Raw genomic sequence first — 24,837 nt, forward strand, 5'->3', positions numbered from 1 at the left:
GTGTGGTGGCTTCAGGGCTTGTCGGATTTCATGGCGTACAGGCGTTGGTCAGCCGCCGCGATCAGGGCGTCCTGAGTGCTGCCGTCCTGCGGGAAGGTGGCCAGCCCGTAGCTGAAAGACACGCGGAATTCTGCATCGCCCACACGGGTGGGTTTGGTGAGCAATTTGGCACGGATGGCTGCAATGTTTTTTTCCATCACTGGCAGGTCGCTCTGGAAGTAGCAGGCGACAAACTCGTCACCTCCGAGGCGGCCCATGATGTCCGAATAACGGCAGGAGGCACGCAGTGCATTGGCAATCGCCAGCAGCACCTGGTCACCCGCCAGGTGGCCCAGGCTGTCATTGGTTTCTTTCAGCTTGTCCACGTCAAACAGAGCCAGCACAAACGATTCCTGCTGGCGCAGTGCCCGGTCCAGCGATACCTTCAACAGGTCTTCGAAGTAACGCCGCGTGAACAGGCCGGTAAGGGCATCCACTTGGTAGCGCTGGATGTTGGCGGTGTAGCGCTCCCGGGCCAGCAACGCAATTTCAATTTGCGTGCGGAATTGATCCACGATCTGGACATCTTCCATGTTGTAGGTGTCGGCAACTGCAGAGTCCAGACTCAAAGCGCCAAACAGGCGGTCCCCGACAAATATTGGCGCGTTGATGACCGACTTGAATTCCCATTCTCCTGGCTGGAAAACCGTTTTGATGCGTTGAAAGTCTTTGCTCGTGAACAACTGGGTGTCCTTGATGTTGCCGCCGGTGGCTTGGAATAGAAAACTATCCTCGAGTCGCAGGCGAAAGTTGTTCACAAACTCTTCAGTAAATCCCCGGCACGCTGCGATCGTGAAGTAACCATTTGCCTCCAAGACCTGCACAGACCCGCCACTGGCTTTGTTGAAGATGCGGAATAGGTAGTCCATGATCGTGCGGTAGATCAGCTCAATGTCCTCGTTGAGCAAAATCTCTCGGTTCACCTGCACGTTCATCTCGGCCAGCAAGCGCAGGCGGCGTGACGATTCTCTCTGCGCCTTGAGGCGTCGGTAGAGCAGCATCAGGCCGACATTCAAAAACAGCACACTCACCAGCCCTCCGAGCAGAGGAGCCCAGTCGTAGCCAAACCATATCAACGAAATCACGCCTGCCGCAATGGCGCTCAGTTGCGCCACCGCAATCAACCCGAAGCTAGCCCCAAAAGGATGAGATTTCCACTGCATGGAACTAAGTATGTCACGCGAAAGTGGGCTTTAAATCCAGCAATGCCGCGAGCCCGCTGCGCTTGGGATCGCCACGCCACGCCACGCCACCCCACACCGCATTGCCCGGCTGCGAGCAACTTTTTTTCATGGCACTGGCTTCTATCGGTTGCCGGATTTCATCAAGTAGAGGCGCCGATCGGCAGCGGCCACCAGCGCATCCTTGGTGGTGCCATCGAGCGGGAAGGTGGCCAGCCCGTAGCTGAATGACAAGGTGCGCTCTTGATCCCCCAGCCAAGTAGGCTTGGTGCGAAGCCGGCCTCGGATGCCGGCCAGGTGTTTGTCCATGACAGCGATCTCGCTCTGGTGGTAGCAGGCAATGAACTCGTCACCGCCCAGGCGTCCCATGATGTCCGAGTAGCGGCAGGAGTCGCGCAGCGCATTGGCAACCGCCAGCAGCATTTGGTCACCGGCCAGATGGCCCAGTGAATCATTGGTGCTCTTGAGGTCGTCAACGTCAAACAGCGCCAGCACAAAAGACTCCTGCTGGCGCATGGCCCGGTCCAGCATCACTTTGAACAGGTCTTCAAAATAACGTCGCGTGAACAGCCCAGTGAGCGCGTCCACCTGATAGCGTTTGATGTTGGAGGTGTAGCGCTCGCGCGCCAGCAGGCCAATCTCGATTTGGGTGCGGAACTGCTCCACAACGGAGACATCGTTGGCATCGTACGTGCCAGCGACCGGGGAGTCCAGGTTCAAGACGCCAAATAGCCGTTCTCCGATGAACAGTGGCGCACTGATGACGGAGCGGTATTCCCATTCGCCTGGCTTGAACACTGTTTCTATCCGCCGGAAATCCTCGTTGGTGATGAGGCGTGTACCTTGGATGTTGCCGCCAGTGACCTGGTACAGAAAACTGTCTTCCAGTTTGAGGTGAAACTTGCTCACAAAATCTTCGGTGAAGCCTCTGGAGGCTGCAAAAGTCAGGTAGCCATCCGCTCCCAGAATCAATATCGAGCCAGTACTGGCCCGGTCGAACACGCTGAACAGGTAATTGAGGATGGTGCGGTAAATCAGCTCAATGTCCTCGTTCAAGAGGATTTCGCGGTTGACCTGCACATTCATTTCGGCCAGCAAGCGCAGGCGCCGCGAAGCTTCTTTTTGAGCCTGGTAGCGCCGCAGTGCCAGCAGCAAGCCGGCATTCAACAGCAAGAGGCTCAGGAGCATCACCCCTGCCAAGGGCACCGACGCCTTGCCGACACGAACCAGCAATGCCAAGGCAGCTGCAGCAATGCCCAGCTGCCCTGCAAGCAACAATCCGATTCCCAACCAGCGGGGATGAAGTTTCCGCAGCATGACACCGAGTATGTCACTTCAGGGCCTGGTGTTTGGGGCAGAAATGGCGGGGGTTTCCGTCACTGACGACGTGCGGCCACCCCGATGGCTGGCCGTTCAGGCTTCCATCGTGATGGCCACGCCACCCAGTACCGCATTGCCCGATAGGGGGTCGCGCAGTTGATCGTCCAGCAGGGCGTTGATGTTGGCGCCCGGGCGCTCTGCGGCCACGCGCAGTTGGGCACCGGGGAGGTTGTGGCCCCAGCCGTGCGGCAGGCTGACCACGCCGGGCATCATCTGGTCACTGATGTGTACTTGGACCTGCACGCTGCGGGGGCCGTTGCGCAGCGTGGCCATACCGCCGTCTAGCACTCCGTGGCGAGCCGCATCGTCCGGATGCACCAGCGCCGTACAGCGGAAGGGTCCCTTGGCCAGCGTCGGCAGGTTGTGCATCCAGCTGTTGTTGGTGCGCACGTCGCGCCGGCCGATGATGACCAAATCGGGTGCTGGCCGTCGTAGATCCTGCGCAGCACGCTGCAAATCTTGTAGCAGCAGGGGCGGGGCCAGCTCTACCTTGCCGCTGGGGGTGCGCAGCATTTCGGGGATGCGGGGCTGCAGTTCGCCCAGGTCGATGCCGCCGCTGGGGCTGGCTTCCATCACCTTGCGCAGGTTCAAACCTTCGGGCTTCAAGCCGAACTGGTCGCCATACGGGCCGCTGCGCAGTGCCACGTCCAAGCCCCGTTGCGGGCCGCGCAAGCCGGAGGTGGCGGCGATGACCGCTGCGGCATGGGGGCCGAACAGGCGGTTGGCGTCGTCGGCAAAATGTTCGTCGTCCAGGAGGTTGGCGTCCTGCTGGGCGCCCTGGCCTTGCACGATGGCGACGAGCTTGAGCAGGGTCTGCCATTCCTCGGGCTGACCTTCTGGGCGCGGCAGCACGGGCGGGCTGTAGCGCGCATGGTTGCGCCAGGACAGCTGTGGGAACGCCACGTCGTAGTGCAAATCTTCCAGCGGTGAGAGGCCGGGAAGAATCACATCCGCATGGCGCGTGGTTTCGTTGAGGTAAATATCCAGGCTCACCATGAAGTCCAGCCGCTCCAGTGCGGCCGAGAGGCGCGGGCCGTCGGGGCTGGAAAGCACCGGGTTGGTGGCCACGGTAATCAGCGCGCGGACCTGGCCCTCTCCCGGGGTTTCGATTTCTTCCGCCAGGCAGGTGATGGGCAGCTCGCCATACACCTCGGGCGCGCCGCTCACGCGCGCATGGTGGCGGCCCGTGCTCACGCCTTTGCCCACGCCGGGTTTGCCGACGGTATTGCTGGCAAAGGCGGCAGACTTGGCAAACAGCATGCCGCCCTCCATGTCCAGGTGGCCGGTCAGCGTGTTGAGCACGTCCACCAGCCAGCTGGCCAGCGTGCCGTATTCCTGTGTGCAGGTGCCGATGCGGGCGTAGACGGCCGCACGTGGGGTGCGGGCCAGCTGGCGCGCCAGTGCGCGTATGGTGTCTGCGTCCATGCCGCAGCGCGCAGCCGCGGCCTCGGGTGTGAAGGGGGCGATGGCAGCTTTGACTTCGTCCACGCCATTCACCCACGGGGCCACACGGCCCAGTGTTACCAGGTTTTCGTCAAACAGGGTGTGCACCATGGCCGCCAGCAGGAACACGTCGGCGCCGGGGCGGATGAAGTGGTGGGCGTCGGCAATAGCCGCTGTCTCGGTGCGGCGCGGGTCGATCACGATGAGCTTGCCGCCCCGTGCTTGTAGCGCTTTGGCCTTGCCCTTGAAGTCGGGCACGGTCCACATGCTGCCGTTGCTGGCCAGCGGATTGGCGCCGATGACCAGCAGCAGCTCGGTGCGGGTAATGTCGGGCAGCGCGGTGGAGAGCCAGTGGCCAAACATCAGGCCGCTGGCCAGTTGTTTGGGCATTTGGTCCAGCGTGGAGGCAGAAAACACGTTCTTGCTGCCCAGTGTGCGGGCCAGCTTGCCGAAGTAGGTGAGCAGGCCAATCTTGTGGGCAGACGGGTTGCCCACGGCGATGGCAGTGGCATTGCGCCCATGTGCGGCGATGAGCGGGGGGAGGCGTTGCTCTATCTCGGCAAAGGCTTCTTCCCAGGTCGCAGGTTCGTGTTTGCCATTGCGCTTGATCAACGGGGTGCGCAAGCGGTCCGGGTCCTCGTGCAAATCTTTGAGGGCCACGGCCTTGGGGCAGATGTAGCCCCGGCTCAGCACATCGGCCTCATGGCCGCGGATGCTGACGACTTTGTCGCCCTGCACCTTGATTTCCAGCCCGCAGCAGGCTTCGCACAAAGGGCAGATGCGGTGGTGGGTGGTCTCTGTCATGGCGTGTCTCTCGGGTCTTGGTTTGGGGCGCATTTACGCACGGAGCCAAGGGCTTGTCGATAACACAGGCGACAGGGTTTTCCGTGCGCTGCTAGGATGGCCCCATGACGATCCAGACCCCTGCCGCGCGGGCGCGCGTAGTCATCATCGGTTGTGGTTTCGGCGGACTGGAGGCCACCAAGGCCTTGCGCCAAGCCGATGTCGACATCACCGTGGTGGACAAGCACAACCACCATCTTTTCCAACCTTTGCTCTACCAGGTGGCCACCGCCGGGCTCACAGCCCCGGCGATTGCGGAGCCCATACGCCGCATCTTCCGCAAGCAGCGCAATGTGACCGTGCTGATGGCCGAGGTGACTGGGGTGGATGCCCAGACCCGCAGTGTGTTTCTCAACGACGGGCAGGTGCTGCCCTATGACCATCTGATCGTGGCAGCCGGTGCCACCCACAGCTACTTTGGCCATGATGACTGGGCCGCCCATGCGCCCGGGCTCAAGACGCTGGAAGACGCTTTTGTCATCCGCCACCGCCTGCTCATGGCCTACGAAGCCGCCGAGCGGCTTCCGCCGCAGGCGCCTGCGGAGCAACGTGATGCCTTGCTCACTTCGGTGGTGATCGGTGCTGGCCCGACCGGCGTGGAAATGGCAGGCACCATGGTGGAGATTGCGCGCCACACCCTCAAGGGGGAGTTTCGCCGCTTCCAGTCGCAAAAGGCGCGTGTGCTGCTTATTGAAGGCGGAGCGCGCGTGCTGGGCAATTACCCGCAGGCGCTGAGCGAGAGTGCCAAGCAGCAGCTGGAAAAAATTGGCGTTGAGGTGCGCATCGGTGCGCGCGTGACACAGATCGACGCGCAAGGCGTGACGCTGGAGGAGGGTGGACAGACCCAGCGCATTGCCGCCGCCACGGTGGTTTGGGCTGCGGGTGTAGCCGCATCGCCGCTAGGCAAGGTCGTGGCTGCCGCCACGGGTGCCGAGCTGGATCGCGCGGGCCGCGTGCAGGTGCTGCCCGACCTGAGCCTGCCGGGTCACCCGGAGATCAGTGTGGTGGGCGACCTGGCCGCCGCCAAGAGCTATGTGCCGGGGCAAGAACCGACGCCGGTGCCCGGTGTCTCACCGGGTGCCAAGCAGATGGGCCGCACCGCAGCGGCCAACATCCTGCGCCGGCTGCGCGGCGAGGCGGGCCAACCTTTCCGCTACATCAACTACGGGGATTTGGCCACCATCGGGCGCAAGGCTGCGGTGGCGGATGTGGGCGTGCCGTTGCTGGGGCAATTGCGCTTCACGGGTTTTCCGGCTTGGTTGTTTTGGCTGTTCATCCACGTCTTCTTCCTGATCGGCTTTCGCAACAGGTTGGTGGTGATGATTGACTGGGCGTGGTCGTATTGGACCTTTGAGCGGCATGCGCGGATTGTGGTGGGCAAGGACGAGACGTAATTTTCTTTGTTTAACACCCACTCCCCCAGCCCCTCGCCCCGTCGGCGAGGGGAGCTTTTAACAGCCATATCTTTTTGCTTCGCGCCGGCTGCGTGGCTACTGGGGTGACGATGCCGCCGTTACTTCGCACCACGGCCCGCGCTTGCGGTTGTGGTTAATTCGGAGAGAGCTGTGTGCCAACGCTGGCGGCTGCGCCCGCCAGTGGCTCCGCGCCTAGATGTCTTCATTCTCCACAACCGCTGGCACGGGCCGTGGCGCGCCCATCTGGTGGCAGCGTTGCTTGGGTAGCACCCTGGCCGGCGCGAAGCCCCCAAATCGGCTGTTGAAAAGCTCCCCTCGCCGACGGGGCGAGGGGCTGGGGGAGTGGGTGTTCAAAAAAGCAATCCTTCCCAACCCCCCTGCGGTCAGGTTAACCCGGCCCACTTCGTGCATCCGTCACGCCATCGCGCCACAATCGCAACAGTGCCCCAACCCCAACAGGAGAGTCCCATGCCCCACGCCTTTGCCTCGACCCTCAAGAAGTTCAAGACTGCCTCCGGCAAGAGCGGCCAGTTCCATTCCCTGCCGGCGCTGGCCAAGCAGTTCCCCAATGTCAGCCGCCTGCCGGTGTCGCTGCGCATCGTGCTGGAGAGCGTGCTGCGCAATTGCGATGGCAAGAAGGTCACCGCAGAGCACGTAGCCCAGCTCGCCAACTGGAAGCCCCAGGCCGAGCGCACTGATGAAATCCCCTTTGTGGTGAGCCGCGTGGTGCTGCAGGACTTCACCGGCGTGCCGCTGCTGGCCGACCTGGCCGCCATGCGCAGCACGGCCCAGCGCCTGGGCAAGAATCCCAAGAAGATTGAGCCGCTGGTGCCGGTGGACCTGGTGGTAGACCACTCGGTCATGGTGGACCACTACGGCAAGAAAAACTCGCTGGACCTGAACATGCGCCTGGAGTTCCAGCGCAACCGCGAGCGCTACGAGTTCATGAAATGGGGCATGCAGGCCTTTGACACCTTTGGCGTGGTGCCCCCGGGCTTTGGCATCGTGCACCAGGTGAACTTGGAGTACCTGGCGCGCGGTGTGCACAAGACTTCCAAAGACCTGTACTACCCCGACTCGCTGGTCGGCACCGACAGCCACACCACCATGATCAACGGCATTGGCGTGGTGGCCTGGGGCTGCGGCGGCATCGAGGCCGAGGCCGCCATGCTGGGCCAGCCGGTCTACTTCCTCACGCCCGATGTGGTGGGCTTTGAACTGACCGGCCGCCTGCGTGAGGGCGTGACGGCGACTGACCTGGTGCTCACCGTCACCGAGATCTTGCGCAAGCACAAGGTGGTGGGCAAGTTTGTGGAGTTTTTTGGCGAAGGTACGCGTACGCTGGCGTTGCCCGACCGCGCCACCATTGCCAACATGGCGCCCGAGTACGGCGCCACCATGGGCTTCTTCCCGGTGGATGAGAAAACTATCGACTACTTTGAGGGCACTGGCCGCACCAAGGCCGAGATTGAAGCCTTCGAGGCCTATTTCAAGGCGCAGGGCCTGTTTGGTGTGCCGGCCAAGGGCGAGCTGGACTACACCAGCGTGGTGACACTGGACCTGGGCGACGTGACGCCCAGCCTGGCCGGCCCCAAGCGCCCGCAGGACCGCATTGAGCTGGGCAAGGTGGCCTCCACCTTCAGCAGCCTGTTCAGCAAGCCGGCCGCCGAGAACGGATTCAACCAGCCTGCCGAGAAGCTGGACCGCCTGTTCCAGGCTGGCGCCGATGTGCTTGATGCCACCTACCCCGGCAAGGAGCCGCTGCCCTTGCTGGTGCAGAACGGCGACGTGCTAATTGCCGCCATCACCAGCTGCACCAATACCAGCAACCCCAGCGTGCTGCTGGCGGCGGGTCTCCTGGCCAAGAAGGCGGTGGAGGCGGGGCTGACCGTGGCGCCCCACATCAAGACCAGCCTGGCGCCCGGCTCGCGCATCGTGACCGAGTACCTGACCGAGGCCGGGTTGCTGCCCTACCTGGAGAAGCTGGGCTTTGCGCTGGCGGGCTACGGCTGCACTACCTGCATCGGCAACGCGGGCGACCTGACGCCCGAGCTCAACGAGGTCATCACCAAGAACGATTTGGTCTGCGCCGCCGTGCTGTCGGGCAACCGCAACTTTGAGGCGCGCATCCACCCCAACCTCAAGGCCAACTTCCTGGCCAGTCCGCCGCTGGTGGTGGCCTACGCCATTGCCGGCAATGTGACCAAGGACCTGATGACCCAGCCCGTGGGCCAGGGCAAGGGTGGCAAGGACGTGTACCTGGGCGACATCTGGCCCAGCAGCGAAGAGATCTACAAGCTCATGAAATTCGCCATGAAGGGCAAGGCCTTCCGTGCGAACTACGCCAAGGTCAAGACCGAGCCGGGCAAGCTGTGGGACAAGGTGAAGGGCGTGAGCGGCACCGCCTACACCTGGCCGACCAGCACCTACATCGCGCAGCCACCGTTCTTTGATAACTTTGCTATGGATTCAGGAGCTGCTCGCGCAGATTCCACGGGGGCTAAGGGCCAAAAAGGCTCTAAAACTTCCTCTGCCGAGGCGGTGCAGGGCGCCCGCATCATGGCCCTGTTTGGCGACTCCATCACCACCGACCACATCTCGCCCGCCGGCAGCATCAAGGAAAGCTCGCCCGCCGGCCAGTGGCTCATTGCCAACGGCGTGCAGAAGGCCGACTTCAACAGCTACGGCGCACGCCGCGGCAACCACGAGGTCATGGTGCGCGGCACCTTTGCCAACGTGCGCATCAAGAACCTGATGATTCCTGCCAAGGCCGACGGCGCGCGCGAGGAGGGCGGCGTCACGCTGTACCAGGGCACGCTAGGCCGTGGCGAAAAGCTCGCCATCTTCGATGCCGCCACCCGCTATCAAGCAGAGGGCACGCCCACCGTGGTGTTTGCCGGTGAAGAATATGGCACCGGCTCCAGCCGCGACTGGGCGGCCAAGGGCACGCAGCTGCTGGGCATCAAGGCCGTGGTGGCGCAAAGCTTTGAGCGCATCCACCGCAGCAACCTGGTGGGCATGGGCGTGCTGCCGCTGCAGTTCAAGCCCGGCACCAGCTGGAGCAGCCTGGGCCTGACCGGCAACGAAACGATTGACATCATTCCCGATGCCAACCTGACGCCCCAGAGCGATGCGCAGCTGGTGGTGACGCGCGCCGATGGCTCGCAAACCAAGCACACCCTGCTGCTGCGCATCGACACGCCGATCGAGGTGGACTACTACCGCGCTGGCGGCATCTTGCCCTTTGTGCTGCGCCAGTTGCTGGCCTGAAGGGGCAGGGCGCCGCTACACCGTCAGGGTCGCAAAGTGCTGGACCAGCAGGTCCAGCGCATGGCGCACCTTGGCAGGCTGCTCGCCACGGCGCACGGTGATGGCATAGGCGTCATAGTCCGGCGGGCGCCAGTCCGGCAGCACCGGCACCAGGCGGCCATCGGCCAGGGCGCGGCGGTCGTCGTCGCTCAGCACAATGCTGATGCCCCAGCCCGCCACACACAAGGCATGCAAGGCGGTGACCTGTGTGGCCGACGCGCGTGAAGTGACCTCCACCCGCGCCACCTGCCCGTCGTTGCTGTGCAGCTGCAGCACCTCGTGCGCGGCCGAGTGCGGGCGGCCACCCAGCCAGTCGTGCCGGGCCAGGTCGGCCGGGTGCTGGGGCCAGCCGCGCGCGGCCAGGTAGGCGGGTGAGGCACACAGCTGCGCCCGCAGCGTGCCCAGCTTGCGCGCCACCAGGCTGGAGTCCTGCAGGTTGGCCACGCGCACCGCAATGTCCACCCGCTCAGCAATCACATCCACCAGCGCATCGTCCATCAGCAGGTGCAAGCTCAGCTTGGGAAAGTTGCGCAGCGGTGCCAGCGCAGTGGCCAGCACGCTGCCAAAGCCGATGGGCGCGGCAATGCGCAGCTCGCCCTCGGGCTCGTCGCGGTGGTGCTCCAGCGCCTGGTTGGCAGCGCGGGCGGCGGCCACCATGGCGGTGCAGCCCTCCACATAGCGCGCCCCCGCCTCGGTCAGCGTGAGCTTGCGGGTGGAGCGGTGCAGCAGCGCCAGGCCCAGCGCGTCTTCCAGTTGGCGCAAGTGCTGGCTCACGGCCGATGGCGTCATGCCCAGCTGGCGCGCCGCGCCGCTCAGGCTGCCCGCAGCCACCACCTCGGCAAACACCGCCATGCGCTTGAGCTGGTCCATGGGTTTCCTTTTGTTAGTTTTACTTCACAGTCAAAGTGAAATTTACCGTCTATTCAGAGTTTGGTGAAGTAATCACACTAGCGGCTTCTTCTTTTGCACCACAGACACAGGAGTTTTTATGAAAATCGCACTCATTGGCGCCACCGGTTTTGTCGGTACCCCCTTGTTGGCCGAGTTTTTGGCCCGCGGCCACCAGGTCACCGTGCTGGCCCGCAACCCCGGCAAGCTGGCGGCCCAGCCCGGCCTGACCGTGGTGCAGGCCGATGCGCTGGACGCTGCCCAAGTGGCCAAGGCCGCCGCCGGCCACGACGCCGTCGTCAGCGCCTACAACCCCGGTTGGACCGAACCCAAGATTGGCGAAATCTTCTTGCAAGCCACCCACGCCATCTTTGCCGGCGTCAAGCAGTCAGGCGTCAAGCGCTTCTTGATGGTGGGTGGCGCCGGCAGCCTGTTTGTAGCGCCCGGCGTGCAGCTGGTAGACACCCCCGAGTTCCCCGCCGAATACAAGGTGGCAGCCGCCGCCGCGCGCGACGCCCTGAATCTGATCCAGAAGGAAACCACGTTGGACTGGACCTTCCTGTCCCCCGCCATCCTGCTGAACCCCGGCGTGCGCACCGGCCAGTACCGCGTGGGCGCCGACGCCCCCCTGTGGGCCGAAGGCGGTGCACCCGGCAGCATTTCGGTGCAAGACATGGCCGTGGCCATCATCGATGAGATCGAGAAGCCCCAGCACATCCAGAAGCGGTTTACGGTGGCGAACTAATTTGCAATTTCACCCGTTTGGGGGATGGGCAAGGCAACAGACACAGGTTAGATTGCGGTGCAATTTCAACCGCCCCTCAATTGATGGGAGCCATCTTTTGAGGTGAGTCAGTGTCTGAAACTCAAGAGCCGCAAGAACCAGCGGCCAGCCAGTCGGAGAGCCAAGCCGCGGGTGCTGTTGCAGCACCCAGCAACACAGCCCTTGCCGCCCTGTGCGCCATCGCCCGTTTCCACCAAATCTCCGCCGACCCTGCCACCCTGGCGCACCAGATGGGCATTGCCAGCACGGACTCAGTCACCACCGCTGATCTACTGGGCGCCGCCAAACACCTGGGCCTTAAAGCCAAACTCAGCCGCTCCTCAATAGACCGCCTGGGCCTGGTTCCATTGCCAGCCTTGGCCCTGATACACACCGACGACGGCTCCTTGCGCGTTGTCATCCTGGCGCAGAGCGATGGCAAGCGGGTCCTCTTTCAGGATCTTGCAAAGGCGTCTGCTCCCGGCGCCGCAGCAGGTCCCACCATCGAATCCACCGAAGTCTTCGCCACCCAGTGGACCGGAGAGCTGATCCTCGTCACCAGCCGGGCTTCCTTGGCAGGTGCTTTGGCCAAGTTCGACTTCACCTGGTTCATCCCCAGCTTGGTCAAGTACCGAAAACTCTTGGGCGAAGTGCTCTTGATCAGCTTCATGCTGCAGCTCTTCGCCCTGGTCTCCCCCTTGTTCTTCCAAGTGGTGATGGACAAGGTCCTGGTACATAAAGGTATGACCACTCTGGACGTTCTGGTCATTGGCCTGGTCATCGTGGTGGTGTTCGAGTCGGTTCTCAATGCCTTGCGCGCCTACGTCTTCAGCCACACCACCAGCCGCATTGACGTGGAACTGGGTGCCAGGCTGTTTCGCCACCTGATCCAGCTCCCCCTGTCCTACTTCCAGGCCCGCCGGGTGGGGGACTCCATTGCCCGCGTGCGCGAACTAGAGAACATCCGATCCTTCCTCACCGGCAATGCCATGACCGTCTTGCTGGACGTTGTCTTCTCGGTCGTCTTCATCGCCGTCATGCTGTTCTACAGCGTGCCGCTGACCCTGATCGTCCTGGTCAGCCTGCCGCTGTACTTTGGCCTCTCCTTGGCGGTAGTCCCAATCCTGCGTGCCCGCCTGGACGTCAAGTTCGCCCGCGGTGCAGAAAACCAATCCATGCTGGTGGAAACCGTCACCGGCATCCAGACCGTCAAGGCCACCGCCCTGGAGCCCAGCTTCGCCAAGCGCTGGGACACCCAGCTCGCCTCCTACGTCTCCGCCTCCTTCAAAACCCAGAACCTGGCCAGCGTCGCCCATGAGGGTGTCAACCTGATTGGCAAGCTGGTCAATGCCGCAACTCTGTGGTTTGGTGCCCACCTTGTGATGAACAACGAACTCACCGTGGGCCAGTTTGTGGCCTTCAACATGTTCGCAGGCCGAGTCTCCCAACCCATCATGCGCATGGCCCAGCTCTGGACGGATTTCCAACAGACAGGAATCTCAGTCGCCCGACTGGGCGACATCCTTAACACCCGCACCGAAGTCCCTCCCAGCAGCACAGCCCAGCTACCTGCATTAAAGGGCCGCATCACCCTGGACAAAGTCGTCTTCCGCTACCGCCCCGAGGCCACCCCGGTCTTGAATAGCGTGAGTTTGGATGTGCGCCCCGGTGAAGTCATAGGCATTGTGGGCCGCTCCGGCTCCGGTAAAAGCACCCTGACCAAACTGGTGCAGCGCCTCTACAGCCCTGAAGGTGGAAGATTGCTGGTAGACGGCATCGACATCAGCCTCATCGACGCCGCCCAGCTCCGCCGCCAAGTAGGCGTAGTCCTTCAAGAAAACCTGCTCTTCAACCGCTCCATCCGCGAAAACATCGCCATTGCCGACCCGGCCGCTCCCATTGAAGCGGTGATACGGGTGGCCCAACTGGCCGGTGCCCACGACTTCATCAGCGAACTGCCCGAGGGTTATGACACCGTAGTCGGTGAACAAGGTGGCAGCTTGTCCGGTGGCCAACGCCAACGCGTCGCCATTGCCCGGGCCCTCTTCACCAACCCCCGCATCCTGATCCTGGACGAAGCCACCAGCGCATTGGACTACGAGAGTGAAGCCATCATCCAGAAGAACATGCAGTACATCTGCCAGGGCAGAACCGTGCTCATCATTGCCCACCGCCTCTCGGCCGTGCGCAACGCCCACCGCATCATCGTGATGGAGAAGGGCAACATCGTGGAAGCTGGCCCGCACGAAGCCCTGATCCAGAAACCCAAGGGGCTGTATGCCCACCTCTGGGCGATGCAGGATGGGGTAAAGGTAGAGAGTGACGAGCCGCCCAGCAGCAAACCGCAAGGGGTGCGCGCATGAGCACCAGTGCCATACCTCAGGCCATGGATCAAGCCAGGCCTCAAGCCTTGTCTCAAGCGCTTTCCAGCGCTGAAGAAGCAAAGCCCCGTCACCCCACGCTGGAACTGCTGGCCCGCTACCAAGCCATCTTTGCAGCCGCCTGGGCCCACCGCAAAGAACTGGCAGGCCCCGCTCGCATGGCTGATGAAGTGGCGTTTCTTCCTGCAGCCCTCAGTCTGCAAGAAACCCCGGTGCATCCCGCACCACGCCGGTTGGCCTGGGGCTTGATGGTTCTGTTTGTGCTGGCCCTGGTCTGGTCCATCTTTGGGGAGGTGGACATCGTGGCCACGGCACCTGGCCGCATCATCGTCAGCGACCGCACCAAGGTCATCCAACCCCTGGAAGCCAGTGTCGTCAAAGCCGTCCTGGTCAAAGACGGCGACAAGGTGCACGCCGGCCAAGTGCTGGTAGAGCTAGACCCCACCATGGCCACGGCCGACAAAACCAGTGTGCAAGAGCAACTCAAAGCTGCCCACAGCGAAGAACAGCGCACCCAAGCCTTGCTGCAACTGCTATCAAAAGAGAAGCTGCTCGCGCAAGTAATAAGCGGGCTAGAGGGTGATATGAGCACCAAACTCCAGTTGAAGGCCCAACTCCAAGCCGAATGGCAAGACATCAGCGCCAAACTCGCAAAGCTCGATGCTGAGAGCAACCGCCGCCAGGCCGAGATCGCCACCGTCAAAGCCAGCATTGCCAAGCTGGAAGCCACCGTCCCCATGGCCCAAAGCCGGGAGGCGGACTTCACCCGGCTGGTGGACCAAGGCTTTATCTCTAGCCACGCCACCCAAGACAAGACCAGGGAGCGGGTGGAGCTGGAGCGGGACCTGGCTACCCAAAGAGCCCGCCTGAGCGAAGCACAAGCAACAGCCGCAGAGACCGAACAAACCAAAGCCGCCTACCGCGCAGAAACCCAGCGCCAACTGGCGGACCGCTACGCCCAGGCCAGTACCAAACGTATCCAGCTCAGTGCGGACAACTCCAAGGCCGACCAGCGGCAAAACCAGACCCAGCTCAGAGCCCCGGTCTCTGGCGTCATCCAGCAACTGGCCATCCACTCTGTGGGTGGCGTCGTCACCAGTGCCCAGGCCCTGATGGTGGTAGTGCCCGATTCCAAGCAGGTAACGGCTGAAGTCTCCATCGCCAACCAAGACATCGGGTTTGTGAATGCAGGGCAGGACGCAGAGATCAAGCTGGAGACCTTTAGCTTTACCAAGTACGGCACGGTCAAGGCGACCGTGGACAACGTGTCAGCCGATGCGGTGACTGACGAGAAGCGGGGGAGCTTTTACCCGGCCATCCTGACGCTGGAGAAGAAGGACATGCTGATTGATGGCAAGCAGATACCTATCAGTCCGGGGATGAACATCACGGCGGAGATTAAGACGGGGAAGCGGCGGATTATTGAGTTTCTGTTGAGTCCGGTACAGAAGATGGGCTCTGAGAGTTTAAGGGAGCGGTGAGATTCACCATGAAACAAATATTCAGAGGAGGTTTACTATGAAATTAGTAGCTGTCTGCGCATATTTTAAGAGGGTTGGAGGCCAATTTGGCTTGATTTCTACCCCACACACCATGGTTGCGTTTTCACCTCCCATTGCACCACCTACAACCGATCACACCAAGGAGCCCTCCATGCATAAACCAGCCACCCTTCGCAGCCTGATGCAAACCACCGCCCGCCGCACACTGCTTGCCATTGGATTGGTTATGGGCCTGAGTGCCTGCATCGGTGCGGTTGGCGCTAGTGGTACTGGTGGAGATACATGGCAAGAAGAAGTGCTGTTGCATGATGGACAGAAGCTCATTGTGGAGCGTTATCTGGAGCGCGGTTTTGGCGGAAATGAGGCTGGTCAGCCGTCTCCGGGCAAAGAACAAGGGTTACGCTTTACTTTGCCGTCATCCCAAGAGACGGTCGAATGGAAAACCCAATTCAGCCAAGACATTGGCCGGTTCGACTTCATGCCCTTGTTGTTGGATGTTGTGGGGAAATCCGCCTTTGTAGTGGCGGCGCCAGTAGGGTGCCAGGCCTACAACAAGTGGGGGCGGCCTAACCCGCCCTATGTGGTTTTTAAATACGCCGAAAAATCCTGGAGCCAGATTCCATTGACGGAGTTGCCGCCTGAGCTTCATACACCCAATGTCATTATTTCCTCACCCGACAAGACTGTGCAGCGACTTGGAACGAACTTCGTCAGCGCTGACGTGGTGCTCGGCCTCAATAAAAGTCAGAGTCAGCAGCAGGAATACAAGAGCATTTTGAGGACGCCATTAACTGAGATAGGGCGTCATTGCCGAGTTGAGTTCTCAAATGGCAGGGGTACGTGGTTGAGCGCGGACTGGTTTAGTGAAGAAAGAGATTTGGCAGCCTGCTTGAAAGTTTGTGATCGAAAGAATTTCAATCAAGAAACGTGCCCTTGCGGGCAACTTTTTAAAGGTAAATGAAAATGGCGACCAATATTGAGTTGGCCTTGATGGCTGGTGCCGCATACGAATCGACCCGTAATGAGAAAAATCGACTTCCTACTCCAGTCGATTGGGCATCTTTAAAGCATGAAACGCAGGACAGCGGATTTGAGGCTGTAGCCTTTGTAGGTGAAGGATCGACATTAAAAACAAGCTCCGAAATCATCATCTCCTTCGCTGGCACCGATCCGTATCACGCCAATTTGCTGTCAGATCCAGATGGCAAAACCAATACCGCATTGGCCAATGGCAAGTGGAGCGAACAATTGCTGCAAGCCGCGCAGTACTACCTCGATGTCAGAGCAGCTAACCCGACAGCCACTATCACATTGACCGGCCATAGCCTGGGTGGTGGTCTGGCGGCCTTGATTGCCGTGTTCTTTGACGTACCCTCCACTACCTTTGATCAGGCCCCGTTTGCGCAATCAGCGTTGGACTGGCCCAATGGCGACAACGCCACCATTTTGAAGAAACTCTTGCCCGCCACCTCTGGTGTGGGTGATGGGGCAGCCGCATATGCCGCAGCGATGGCCAAACTCAGCCAATACTTGCAGTTGCGCTTGGCCAGTACGGGCCAAGTAGAGTCCATCCCCCGCGCTGAGAACATCACCACGCTACGCGTGGAAGGCGAGTTTTTGGACGGCGGGCTTGCCACCTACAAGCCCATTGGCGTCGCACCAGAGTTGGTAAAGCAAACGCTATGGGACCACGGTCCCGGCGGTACCAGTCTTGATTTGCACTCCCAAGCCTTGCTCACAGCTTTCCTTCAAAGTCAAAAGAGCGCAACGGCGAATGGTGCACCTACACAAACCTTGAACGAAGTTAGCAAGAAACTCACAGGCCTGCTGGAGCTGATCTTCAAAGACAAGCTGTTCGCTGCGGAGACTGACCCCTTATCGACGACTGAAAATTTTCTGGACCGTCTGGTTCGCCACGAAGCCGGCGTGCAAGGCTCATTTGCTGCCGACGCCATGGTGACCCGCTTCACAGCTGACTTGTGGAAACTAGCCAAGGAGGGTGGATTAACGCTCAATGACAATGGTGTGCAAAACAGCTCGCATAACAAGCTCAGCAAAACCCTGATGGCCTTTGCCATGCAGTTCTATTACGAAGGTTCTTCCAACGCTGTTGACTCGAATAAAACGCTCTTCAGCAATGTGACCGGCGGCGTGCGCTTTGACATGGCCGATGTATCGAAGGACGCAAAAATCGCCATCGTTGCGAACAAAAAAATAGACCTGCAAAAGATCGAAAACGGTAAATACCAAATAGCGGGCTACAAGTACTTTTCCGACTACCTGAAGCAAAGCACCTTCACCGATACAGAGCGCCAGCTCATTCAATCCATGCTGCCCCATATGCGTGACTGGTATGTGCAAGCAGGCTCTAACGGTCTGACCGCTGCGGATGACTTGAACCGTGGCGCCTTCATGCTGGGCGCCAAAGGCACAGACACCTTGACCGGTGGAGCCGCTGCCGACTTGCTGGTGGGCAACCAGGGAGCAGACATCCTGCAAGGCGGGGCAGGTAACGACATGCTGATGGGCGGCAGTGACGCCGACACCTACCAATTCAGCGGCACTTGGGGCAAAGACACTCTCATCGACAGCGACGGCCTGGGGCAACTCCAGCTAGCCGGCATCACCCTGAGCGGAGGCAAAGGTGCAGGGGTGGCCAACACGTGGAAGCAAACCCTGGCCAATGCAGACGTCATCACCTACCGGGTGGTAGACAACCAGCTCTCAGCCACCGGCAAACAACTCCTGATCACCAAAGAAGGCGACAGCGCCAACAGCATCACCATCAACCACTTTGACCTCGCTCAGGCTACCAGCACCGCCCCAGGGAGCACCGGTTATTTAGGCATCAAGCTCAATCCGGATAAGAAAATCGCCGTAAAAGAAAGCACCAGCAGCAACGTCTGGAGCGACTCCAGCTTTACGTTGGATAGCCTTGCGGGCCAAGCATCAAGTCTGATTGAGGGAACCGCCAAGACCTTCACGTTCTATTTGAACCAGCCAGGTAAAGCTGGTGAAACCATTACCCTGGAGCTGTCCGCACAGGCCGATAAGTTCAAAGCCATCCTGGGCGACAGCGTGGTAGACGCCAACGGAGCTGTGATCACGTTGGCGGAAGGCCAGGCACAGGTTTCCATCGCTTTGGTGCAACAAGGCGAAATCACCGCAGACGCCAGCCTGCAACTCAGCGCCACCTATGCGGGTGCGCAAGGGACCGTGACCAGCAACGCCTGGGAAATCCAGTTGAAAGATGCGGGTGAGGTTGTCAAGACGTTCCGAGGCGACCAACACGGAGCCATCAACACAACACACAGCACCTCTGCCTACTACGACTGGAGCGGTACCAGCTGGGCGGCTGACGGAACTTTGGTCAACGGCGTAGAAGAGGCCGGGTACGGCGACGTGATCCTCGGCAGTGCAGGCAATGACAAGATGCTGGGCCTAGGAGGCAACGACGCGTTGGAGGGATTGGCCGGCAATGACCAAATCGACGGTGGGGATGGCAATGATCTCATTGCTGGGGGCATGGGTGCCGACAACATCAAGGGGGGGGCGGGGGATGACACCATATTCAGTGATGCGTACTTCCGCAACTGGGATGGCACTGCCCTGCGGCAGCACACCTATGTGCAGCCAGTAGGGACGCCGGATGAATGGCAGAGGCCGCAGCAATGGAACGGCCAATGGTCACTGCCTGCAGGCGCCACCGTATTTGCCGATGGGGGCACATGGGGCACATATGAGCTCAATGGGGTTCGTGGTACCTCTGTCTACTATGACGTCGGGCTGGATGTTGCGTCCGACGTGGTGGATGCGGGTGACGGCAGAGACTATGTACGCACCGGCGCAGGAGATGACCGTATTCAGGGCGGCGCAGGGGATGACCTACTGTATGCCGCAGCGGGCAGCGACGTTGTGGAGGGTGGGACTGGTGATGACAAGCTGTATGGAGATGAGGCCGGTGTTTCAGAAGACAAACATGGCAACGACTTCTTGGACGGCGGTGAAGGCAGTGACCTGCTCATAGGCGGTGGCCGCGATGACGTGCTGTATGGCGGATCTGGAGCAGATACCCTGACGGGGGACGGTACGGTCGATGTCCAGTACAGCGGCAACGACTATTTGGATGGTGAGGATGGCAATGACCAGTTGGAGGGGGGCGCAAAAGATGACATTTTGTATGGCGGTGCTGGTGACGACACCCTGCGTGGCGATGCGTGGTACGACCCCCAAAACGATGGCGCTGACTACCTGGATGGGGAGGATGGAAAAGATACCCTGATTGGGGGGGGCAAGGACGACACCTTGTATGGCGGAGCGGGTGACGACGCGCTGTATGGCGATGGCACTACAGATGATGCCCATTACAGCGGTGCTGATTACCTGGATGGAGAAGCTGGCAATGACACCCTGGTTGGCGGTGGCAAAGACGACACCTTGTTTGGCGGAGCGGGTGACGATGCGCTATATGGCGACAACTCGACCAATATGTTGGCAGGTGCGTCGCACGGCAATGACTATTTGGATGGAGAAGATGGTGATGACCTCATCCAAGGCGATGGCGGCAATGACTCCATTTATGGTGGCGATGGAAACGACACCTTGTGGGGTGACGCGCTTGCTACCAGGGTAGGCGGTCAGTTTCACGGGGCGGACTCTATCGATGGTGGGGATGGCAATGACGACATCACCGGTGATGGTGGTGCCGACACCTTGCTGGGCGGTGCCGGGGATGATCGCATCACGGGTGACAGTTCTCTGCGTAACTCAAACGATGTTGGTTACTTGGAAGCGCAATACCACGGTGATGACTTCATAGACGGCGGTGCAGGGAACGACAGCTTGTGGGGCGATGGCGGCAATGACACCATCTATGGCGGTGCAGGGAACGATACGCTGTATGGCGATGCCGGGAGCGACTACTTGGATGGCGGCGAGGGCGATGACACTTTAGTAGCGGGTGCGGGTGACACAGTTGTGGATGAAAAAGGCACCAATACCCTCAAACTGGCTGACGGAGCAGCTGAACGTGTGCATGCAGAGGGGGCCGACTTGTTGTTTGACTATGGTGCAAGCGGTGTGCTGCGAGTGGTAAATGCGCTGACGGGTAGCGTAGCCAGCATAGATGGGCTCGCGATGGAGGAATGGCTGAAAGGCAACCTGTTGGACGAGGTAGAGCTAACTACAACTCGTGCCCACCAAAGGCTTGCCGGCGGATCTGGCAACGATCGACTCACCGCGAACCATGAGAACGCCACCTTGCTGGGTGGCGAGGGGGCCGATACCTTGGTTGGCAGTTTTGGTGATGACCAGCTGCACGGCGGTGCTGGCAATGACGTTGTGGACGGTGGCGCTGGCAATGATGTGCTGTTTGCTGACGAAGGTCGCGATGTTTTGAGGGGCGGCGCTGGACTGGACACCTATGTGCTGGGCCGCAGTACGGGGCGGGCGACGGTGCAAGACGACTCCTCCGAAGGATCAGTCATCCGGCTCGATGACTCGGGCTTGGGTTTTGACAATCTGCAGGCTTCGCGTCTGCAAAATGATCTGCTGGTGAGTGTGCGAGGGACTGCAACCAGCATGCGGATTGAAGGCTACTTCAATCAGTCTCAGCCCAATTATTTGATTACAGACAATGCACAGAACACAATGACTGTGGATGCATTGCTGGCGTCTTCCAAGCCTAGCTGGGACGGGTTGATCAGTGGTCTTCGGCAGGATTACAAGCTGTACGCGAGGTCAGTGGTTGGCGCAAGTGCCTATGCACAAGGTATGACTTTGCAAGCGGATGGCAGTTGGAAATGGACCAGTTCATATAAAGGCTCCAGTGTGTCCAATCATGTGGACAACATAACCTACGACAGAAAAATTGTTCACCTGGACTTGAACACTGGGCAGTATTCGACTACCACTTCGACTGAACAGGTGACGAACGTATGGGACACGTCAAGTTGGGAATATTCGGAGAAGTCGGGAACTGCACTGACGGTCAACTTTAGTGAGTTCAATCAAACGTGGAATATGGATGGCAACGCCATAAATAGTCGTTCACAGGTGTTGAGTGAGTACACCACCTGGGCTACCACGCAATGGACGCAGGGCCAGGTCTACACGTTTGGTCGCGACTGGTATGAAACCGGTGACTACTGGTGGGCACCAGGCCCAGGGACCGAACCAACGGAGTACCGACAAACATATGCAAAGGACAGCACCGTGCGAGTGGAGTACCAAGGCATTCTTGGCGAGGAGTCCCTGATTGCGCCAGCTGGGCAATACCTCAATGGCCCCTTGCCAACCTTCATTCCAATCGACTACCAGCATTACATTGACAGTTACAACCTGGGCCAAACGTTTGTGCCCAACGGCACGTATCTGATTTATGCGGACCGAACAGCCGATATCGAACTCACGGTTGGGGATAGCACTGTATATGGTGGTGGATTTGTATACGGTGGTGTCGGAAATTCAACGCTGTCATCTGGGCACACCTTGGTGGCTGGAACGGGTGACCAACGGCTTGAATATGGCCAATATATGGTTGTGGGCGATGGCCACAACACAGTGATTGGAAAAACTGACAGCTCAATATATGTAGACCCCAACAATGCGGGTATGGACCTGATTGCCAGCAGCAACCATAACGACGGGGCCGTGCTAGACACCATCTATGCCAGCGAAGGCATCACCAACTGGGCAGAGCGGTACCAGTATGCTGGCATGCTCCGTGTATCTCTTCTGGAGGGCTATCGTGGTTACTTCAATTCGATTGATGAGGCCCGAAGTGATTTCAATGCCTCCGTGAGCTGGACCACATTTGACGACGCCGTGGGGCTGGGCTATCTCTCAGTGTCCCAAGTGGAAGCCTTGCCGTTCTTGCCAAAACTCTACAACATGGACGCATTGGCCAGTATGTCTGCCAGTGCCTATTACAACAACCACTCCACGCCCGGATTGGTGTTGGGCGCCACAGAGTTTGCTGCTTTGCAGCCTTACATTGACGCAGATGCACTGCAGACCCCTCGCGTGCATTTTGGCCCTGGTCTATCTTTGGCAGACATTCAGTTCTCGTGGAGTGAAGCCATTTCTCCCATCAATGGCAAGCTGCACATCACGCTGGATTTGCAATGGGGGCAGGATCAGGGAGTTCGCATTTTGATCCCTGGTGTCTCCGATCCGCTCAACAGTGCAGTGCAACATTTTGAATTCGCCAACGGATCGGTTGTGAATCTCACGGACCTGATTGCCTTGGCTCCGCCCAAGGTATTGAACCGTGCGCCTACTTTGAGCGACCCCGTAGAGGAACAAGGGGTTGCGCAAGGGCAGCTGTTCAGTTTCAGTGTGGCGGGCCTTGCTTTCGTGGATCCTGACGATGGTGACACGCTGTCATACGACGCTATCCAGGCCAACGGGGAACCTTTGCCAGACTGGCTGAGCTTCGATACGGAAACCGGCATCTTTAGCGGAACGCCTGGCAATGATGATGTAGGCGCGTTGGAGTTGAGCGTTACCGCGATCGATCGATTTGGGGAATCGGTCACGACGTCTTTCAATATGACCGTTGTCAACGCCAATGATGCACCTGTCGTTGCCATGGTGGCTGCCGATCTTGTATGCCAGCAAGCCGAAGCCCTAAGTCTGCAGATCGATGAGAATCTCTTTGCTGACATCGATGTGGGAGACAGTCTGCAGTGGAGTCTAAGCTTGGCCAACGGTGACCCTTTGCCAAGCTGGCTTAGCTTCGATGCGCTGACCAGAACGCTCCTGGGCACGCCCCAATTCAAAGATACCGGAGTGTTGTCTTTGCAAGTCACAGTCACTGACACATCGGGCGCAACAAGCAGCCAGACCTTTGCACTGACCGTGAACGAAACTGCAGGACTGCAGGTGACGGGCACTACTGCCGACGAATCCCTGTTCGGTGGCTCTGGTAGCGACCACATTGATGGAGGCCAGGGGGCCGACACCATGAGCGGTGGCGAAGGCAATGACGTGTACGTTGTCGACAATGCACTGGATGGAGTGATGGAGGCCGCCAACGAAGGACATGACCGCGTAGAGAGCGCAGTGAGCTACACCTTGGGTGCCAACCTCGAAGACCTCACCTTGACTGGAACCGCGGCGATCAACGGCACCGGCAATGCTGGCAACAACACCCTGGTTGGAAATTCTGCAAATAACAGCCTAAATGGTGGCGCCGGCTCTGACGTTCTGATCGGCGGAGCTGGGAACGATACCTACAGAGTAGATGTTGCAACCGACATCGTGATTGAAAACCAGAATGAAGGCACTGACATTGTCTCGTCTTCTGTTATCAGCCTGACTCTAGGCGCAAATATAGAAAACATGGTGCTTCTGGGTTCAGCCGCGCTGAATGGTACTGGCAATGAGTTGGACAACTTCATCACTGGAAATGCGGGTGCCAATATCCTGGTCGGAGGTCTCGGAAATGACTCCCTGTATGGCGCGGGTGGTGCTGACACCATGAGTGGTGGTCTTGGCAACGACTCGTTCTATGTGGATAACACGGGAGATGTGGTGTTGGAGTCTGCTGGGGAGGGATCGGATACGGTGATTTCAACCATCAGTTATTCCCTGGGGGGTGAACTGGAGAACCTCACGCTGGGTGGCACAGCAGCGATCAATGGCACCGGGAACGATCTGGGTAACGTGATGCGTGGCAATGCTGCGAGCAACATGTTGTCGGGTGGACTCGGGAACGATACTTTGGACGGAAGTGCCGGGGCAGACAGCCTGCTGGGAGGGCTTGGAAACGATATTTACATCGTAGACAACGCAGATGACCAGACCGTTGAGTGGGCCAATGAAGGTATTGACACTGTGCGTACCGATCTGTCTTGGACCTTGGGCGCGAATGTTGAAAACCTCACACTCACCGGAACTTTGGCCTCTAACGCCACCGGCAATGCAGAAGACAACTCTTTGCTGGGGAATGGGGCTAACAACACCTTGGTTGGTGATGCCGGGAACGACATTCTGGACGGTGGCAACGGTTCGGACACCATGCTGGGTGGAACTGGCAACGACACCTACTATGTGAATCTGACCACTGATGTCGTGCAGGAGTCCTTGAATGAGGGCATTGATACCGTCATTACGACCGCGACATTTACCTTGTCAGCCAATGTGGAGAACCTCACCATGACGGGCAATGGGACGATGAACGGAACCGGCAATGAACTCAACAACATCCTCCGTGGAAATTGGGGCCTCAATACGCTCACTGCCGGGGCAGGAGACGATGTTCTGGATGGCGGTGCACACCGAGACTATCTCTATGGAGGTACGGGCAACGATACGTATATTGTTGGCTTGGGTTATGGCAGCGAGACCGTCTACGAGGACGACGCCACCGCTGGCAACACGGACGTGTTGAGCTTTATGTCCGGCATCGCCTCAGACCAACTGTGGTTCCGCAAGTTGTCGAATGACTTGGAAGTTCAGATCATCGGAACGAGTGATAGGGTGACCCTGACCAATTGGTACTTGGGCAACCAGCACCACGTGGAGCAGTTCAAGACCAGCGATGGCAAGACTCTGCTGGACAGCCAGGTGCAGAACTTGGTGAGTGCGATGGCAGCGTTCTCGCCACCCACAGCAGGTCAAACTACGCTGCCAGTCAACTATGCGAATTCGCTGTCTCCAGTGATCGCGGCCAATTGGCAGTGAGGTCGG

11 protein-coding genes are annotated in these 24,837 nt (G+C 59.6%); 7 read left to right on the forward strand and 4 right to left on the reverse strand.

What is annotated here, in order from left to right; all coding sequences use genetic code 11:
- Positions 1–11: 11 nt before the first annotated feature.
- The 3 genes from CHU94_RS07060 to CHU94_RS07070 all read right to left on the reverse strand — a co-directional run bounded on the left by CHU94_RS07060 (position 12) and on the right by CHU94_RS07070 (position 4,847).
- A complete protein-coding gene (locus CHU94_RS07060) occupies positions 12–1,202 on the reverse strand; it encodes a diguanylate cyclase (protein ID WP_094478193.1) in 1,191 nt (396 codons plus the stop codon).
- 141 nt (positions 1,203–1,343) lie between these two features.
- Positions 1,344–2,537 carry a diguanylate cyclase gene (locus CHU94_RS07065; RefSeq protein ID WP_094478195.1) on the reverse strand — a complete coding sequence of 398 codons (1,194 nt, stop codon included), beginning with the start codon at positions 2,535–2,537 and terminating at the stop codon, positions 1,344–1,346.
- 96 nt (positions 2,538–2,633) lie between these two features.
- Entirely contained in the window at positions 2,634–4,847 is a 2,214-nt protein-coding gene (locus CHU94_RS07070) for a molybdopterin-dependent oxidoreductase (RefSeq protein WP_094478197.1), read from the reverse strand.
- 104 nt (positions 4,848–4,951) lie between these two features.
- Here CHU94_RS07070 and CHU94_RS07075 point away from each other — a divergent pair, with 104 nt between their 5' ends.
- Together CHU94_RS07075 and acnA are read left to right on the forward strand one after the other, a co-directional pair.
- Entirely contained in the window at positions 4,952–6,280 is a 1,329-nt protein-coding gene (locus tag CHU94_RS07075) for an NAD(P)/FAD-dependent oxidoreductase (protein WP_094478199.1), read from the forward strand.
- A gap of 489 nt (positions 6,281–6,769) precedes the next feature.
- Positions 6,770–9,571, forward strand: coding sequence for an aconitate hydratase AcnA (acnA, locus tag CHU94_RS07080; RefSeq protein WP_094478201.1), 2,802 nt, complete (start codon positions 6,770–6,772; stop codon positions 9,569–9,571).
- Between the two features lie 15 nt (positions 9,572–9,586).
- Here acnA and CHU94_RS07085 read toward each other — a convergent pair whose 3' ends face one another.
- Entirely contained in the window at positions 9,587–10,480 is an 894-nt protein-coding gene (locus tag CHU94_RS07085) for a LysR family transcriptional regulator (RefSeq protein WP_094478203.1), read from the reverse strand.
- A gap of 118 nt (positions 10,481–10,598) precedes the next feature.
- Here CHU94_RS07085 and CHU94_RS07090 point away from each other — a divergent pair, with 118 nt between their 5' ends.
- The 5 genes from CHU94_RS07090 (at position 10,599) to CHU94_RS07110 (ending at position 24,831) form a co-directional block, all read left to right on the forward strand.
- Positions 10,599–11,243, forward strand: coding sequence for an NAD(P)-dependent oxidoreductase (locus tag CHU94_RS07090; protein WP_094478205.1), 645 nt, complete (start codon positions 10,599–10,601; stop codon positions 11,241–11,243).
- Between the two features lie 110 nt (positions 11,244–11,353).
- On the forward strand, positions 11,354–13,624 hold the full coding sequence (locus CHU94_RS07095; protein ID WP_094478207.1) for a type I secretion system permease/ATPase: 2,271 nt from the start codon (positions 11,354–11,356) through the stop codon (positions 13,622–13,624).
- Positions 13,621–15,123 carry an HlyD family type I secretion periplasmic adaptor subunit gene (locus tag CHU94_RS07100; protein WP_255033877.1) on the forward strand — a complete coding sequence of 501 codons (1,503 nt, stop codon included), beginning with the start codon at positions 13,621–13,623 and terminating at the stop codon, positions 15,121–15,123. The genes CHU94_RS07095 and CHU94_RS07100 overlap by 4 nt, the downstream gene beginning before the upstream one ends.
- 172 nt (positions 15,124–15,295) lie before the next feature.
- Positions 15,296–16,105, forward strand: coding sequence for a hypothetical protein (locus CHU94_RS07105; RefSeq protein WP_094478211.1), 810 nt, complete (start codon positions 15,296–15,298; stop codon positions 16,103–16,105).
- A 2-nt stretch (positions 16,106–16,107) separates the two neighbouring features.
- The gene (locus CHU94_RS07110) at positions 16,108–24,831 is read left to right on the forward strand and encodes a putative Ig domain-containing protein (RefSeq protein ID WP_176451945.1); all 8,724 of its coding nucleotides are present in this window, start codon (positions 16,108–16,110) and stop codon (positions 24,829–24,831) included.
- Positions 24,832–24,837: the final 6 nt, after the last annotated feature.

Origin of the sequence: Rhodoferax sp. TH121, assembly GCF_002251855.1 — a bacterium.
Taxonomy (GTDB): Bacteria; Pseudomonadota; Gammaproteobacteria; order Burkholderiales; family Burkholderiaceae_C; genus Allorhodoferax.

Bases quoted from the DNA above. Each gene is read 5' to 3' on its own strand.
- CHU94_RS07060 (WP_094478193.1), bottom strand. From the start codon at position 1,202: ATGCAGTGGAAATCTCATCCTTTTGGGGCTAGCTTCGGGTTGATTGCG.
- CHU94_RS07065 (WP_094478195.1), bottom strand. From the start codon at position 2,537: ATGCTGCGGAAACTTCATCCCCGCTGGTTGGGAATCGGATTGTTGCTT.
- CHU94_RS07070 (WP_094478197.1), bottom strand. From the start codon at position 4,847: ATGACAGAGACCACCCACCACCGCATCTGCCCTTTGTGCGAAGCCTGC.
- CHU94_RS07075 (WP_094478199.1), top strand. From the start codon at position 4,952: ATGACGATCCAGACCCCTGCCGCGCGGGCGCGCGTAGTCATCATCGGT.
- acnA (WP_094478201.1), top strand. From the start codon at position 6,770: ATGCCCCACGCCTTTGCCTCGACCCTCAAGAAGTTCAAGACTGCCTCC.
- CHU94_RS07085 (WP_094478203.1), bottom strand. From the start codon at position 10,480: ATGGACCAGCTCAAGCGCATGGCGGTGTTTGCCGAGGTGGTGGCTGCG.
- CHU94_RS07090 (WP_094478205.1), top strand. From the start codon at position 10,599: ATGAAAATCGCACTCATTGGCGCCACCGGTTTTGTCGGTACCCCCTTG.
- CHU94_RS07100 (WP_255033877.1), top strand. From the start codon at position 13,621: ATGAGCACCAGTGCCATACCTCAGGCCATGGATCAAGCCAGGCCTCAA.
- CHU94_RS07105 (WP_094478211.1), top strand. From the start codon at position 15,296: ATGCATAAACCAGCCACCCTTCGCAGCCTGATGCAAACCACCGCCCGC.
- CHU94_RS07110 (WP_176451945.1), top strand. From the start codon at position 16,108: ATGGCGACCAATATTGAGTTGGCCTTGATGGCTGGTGCCGCATACGAA.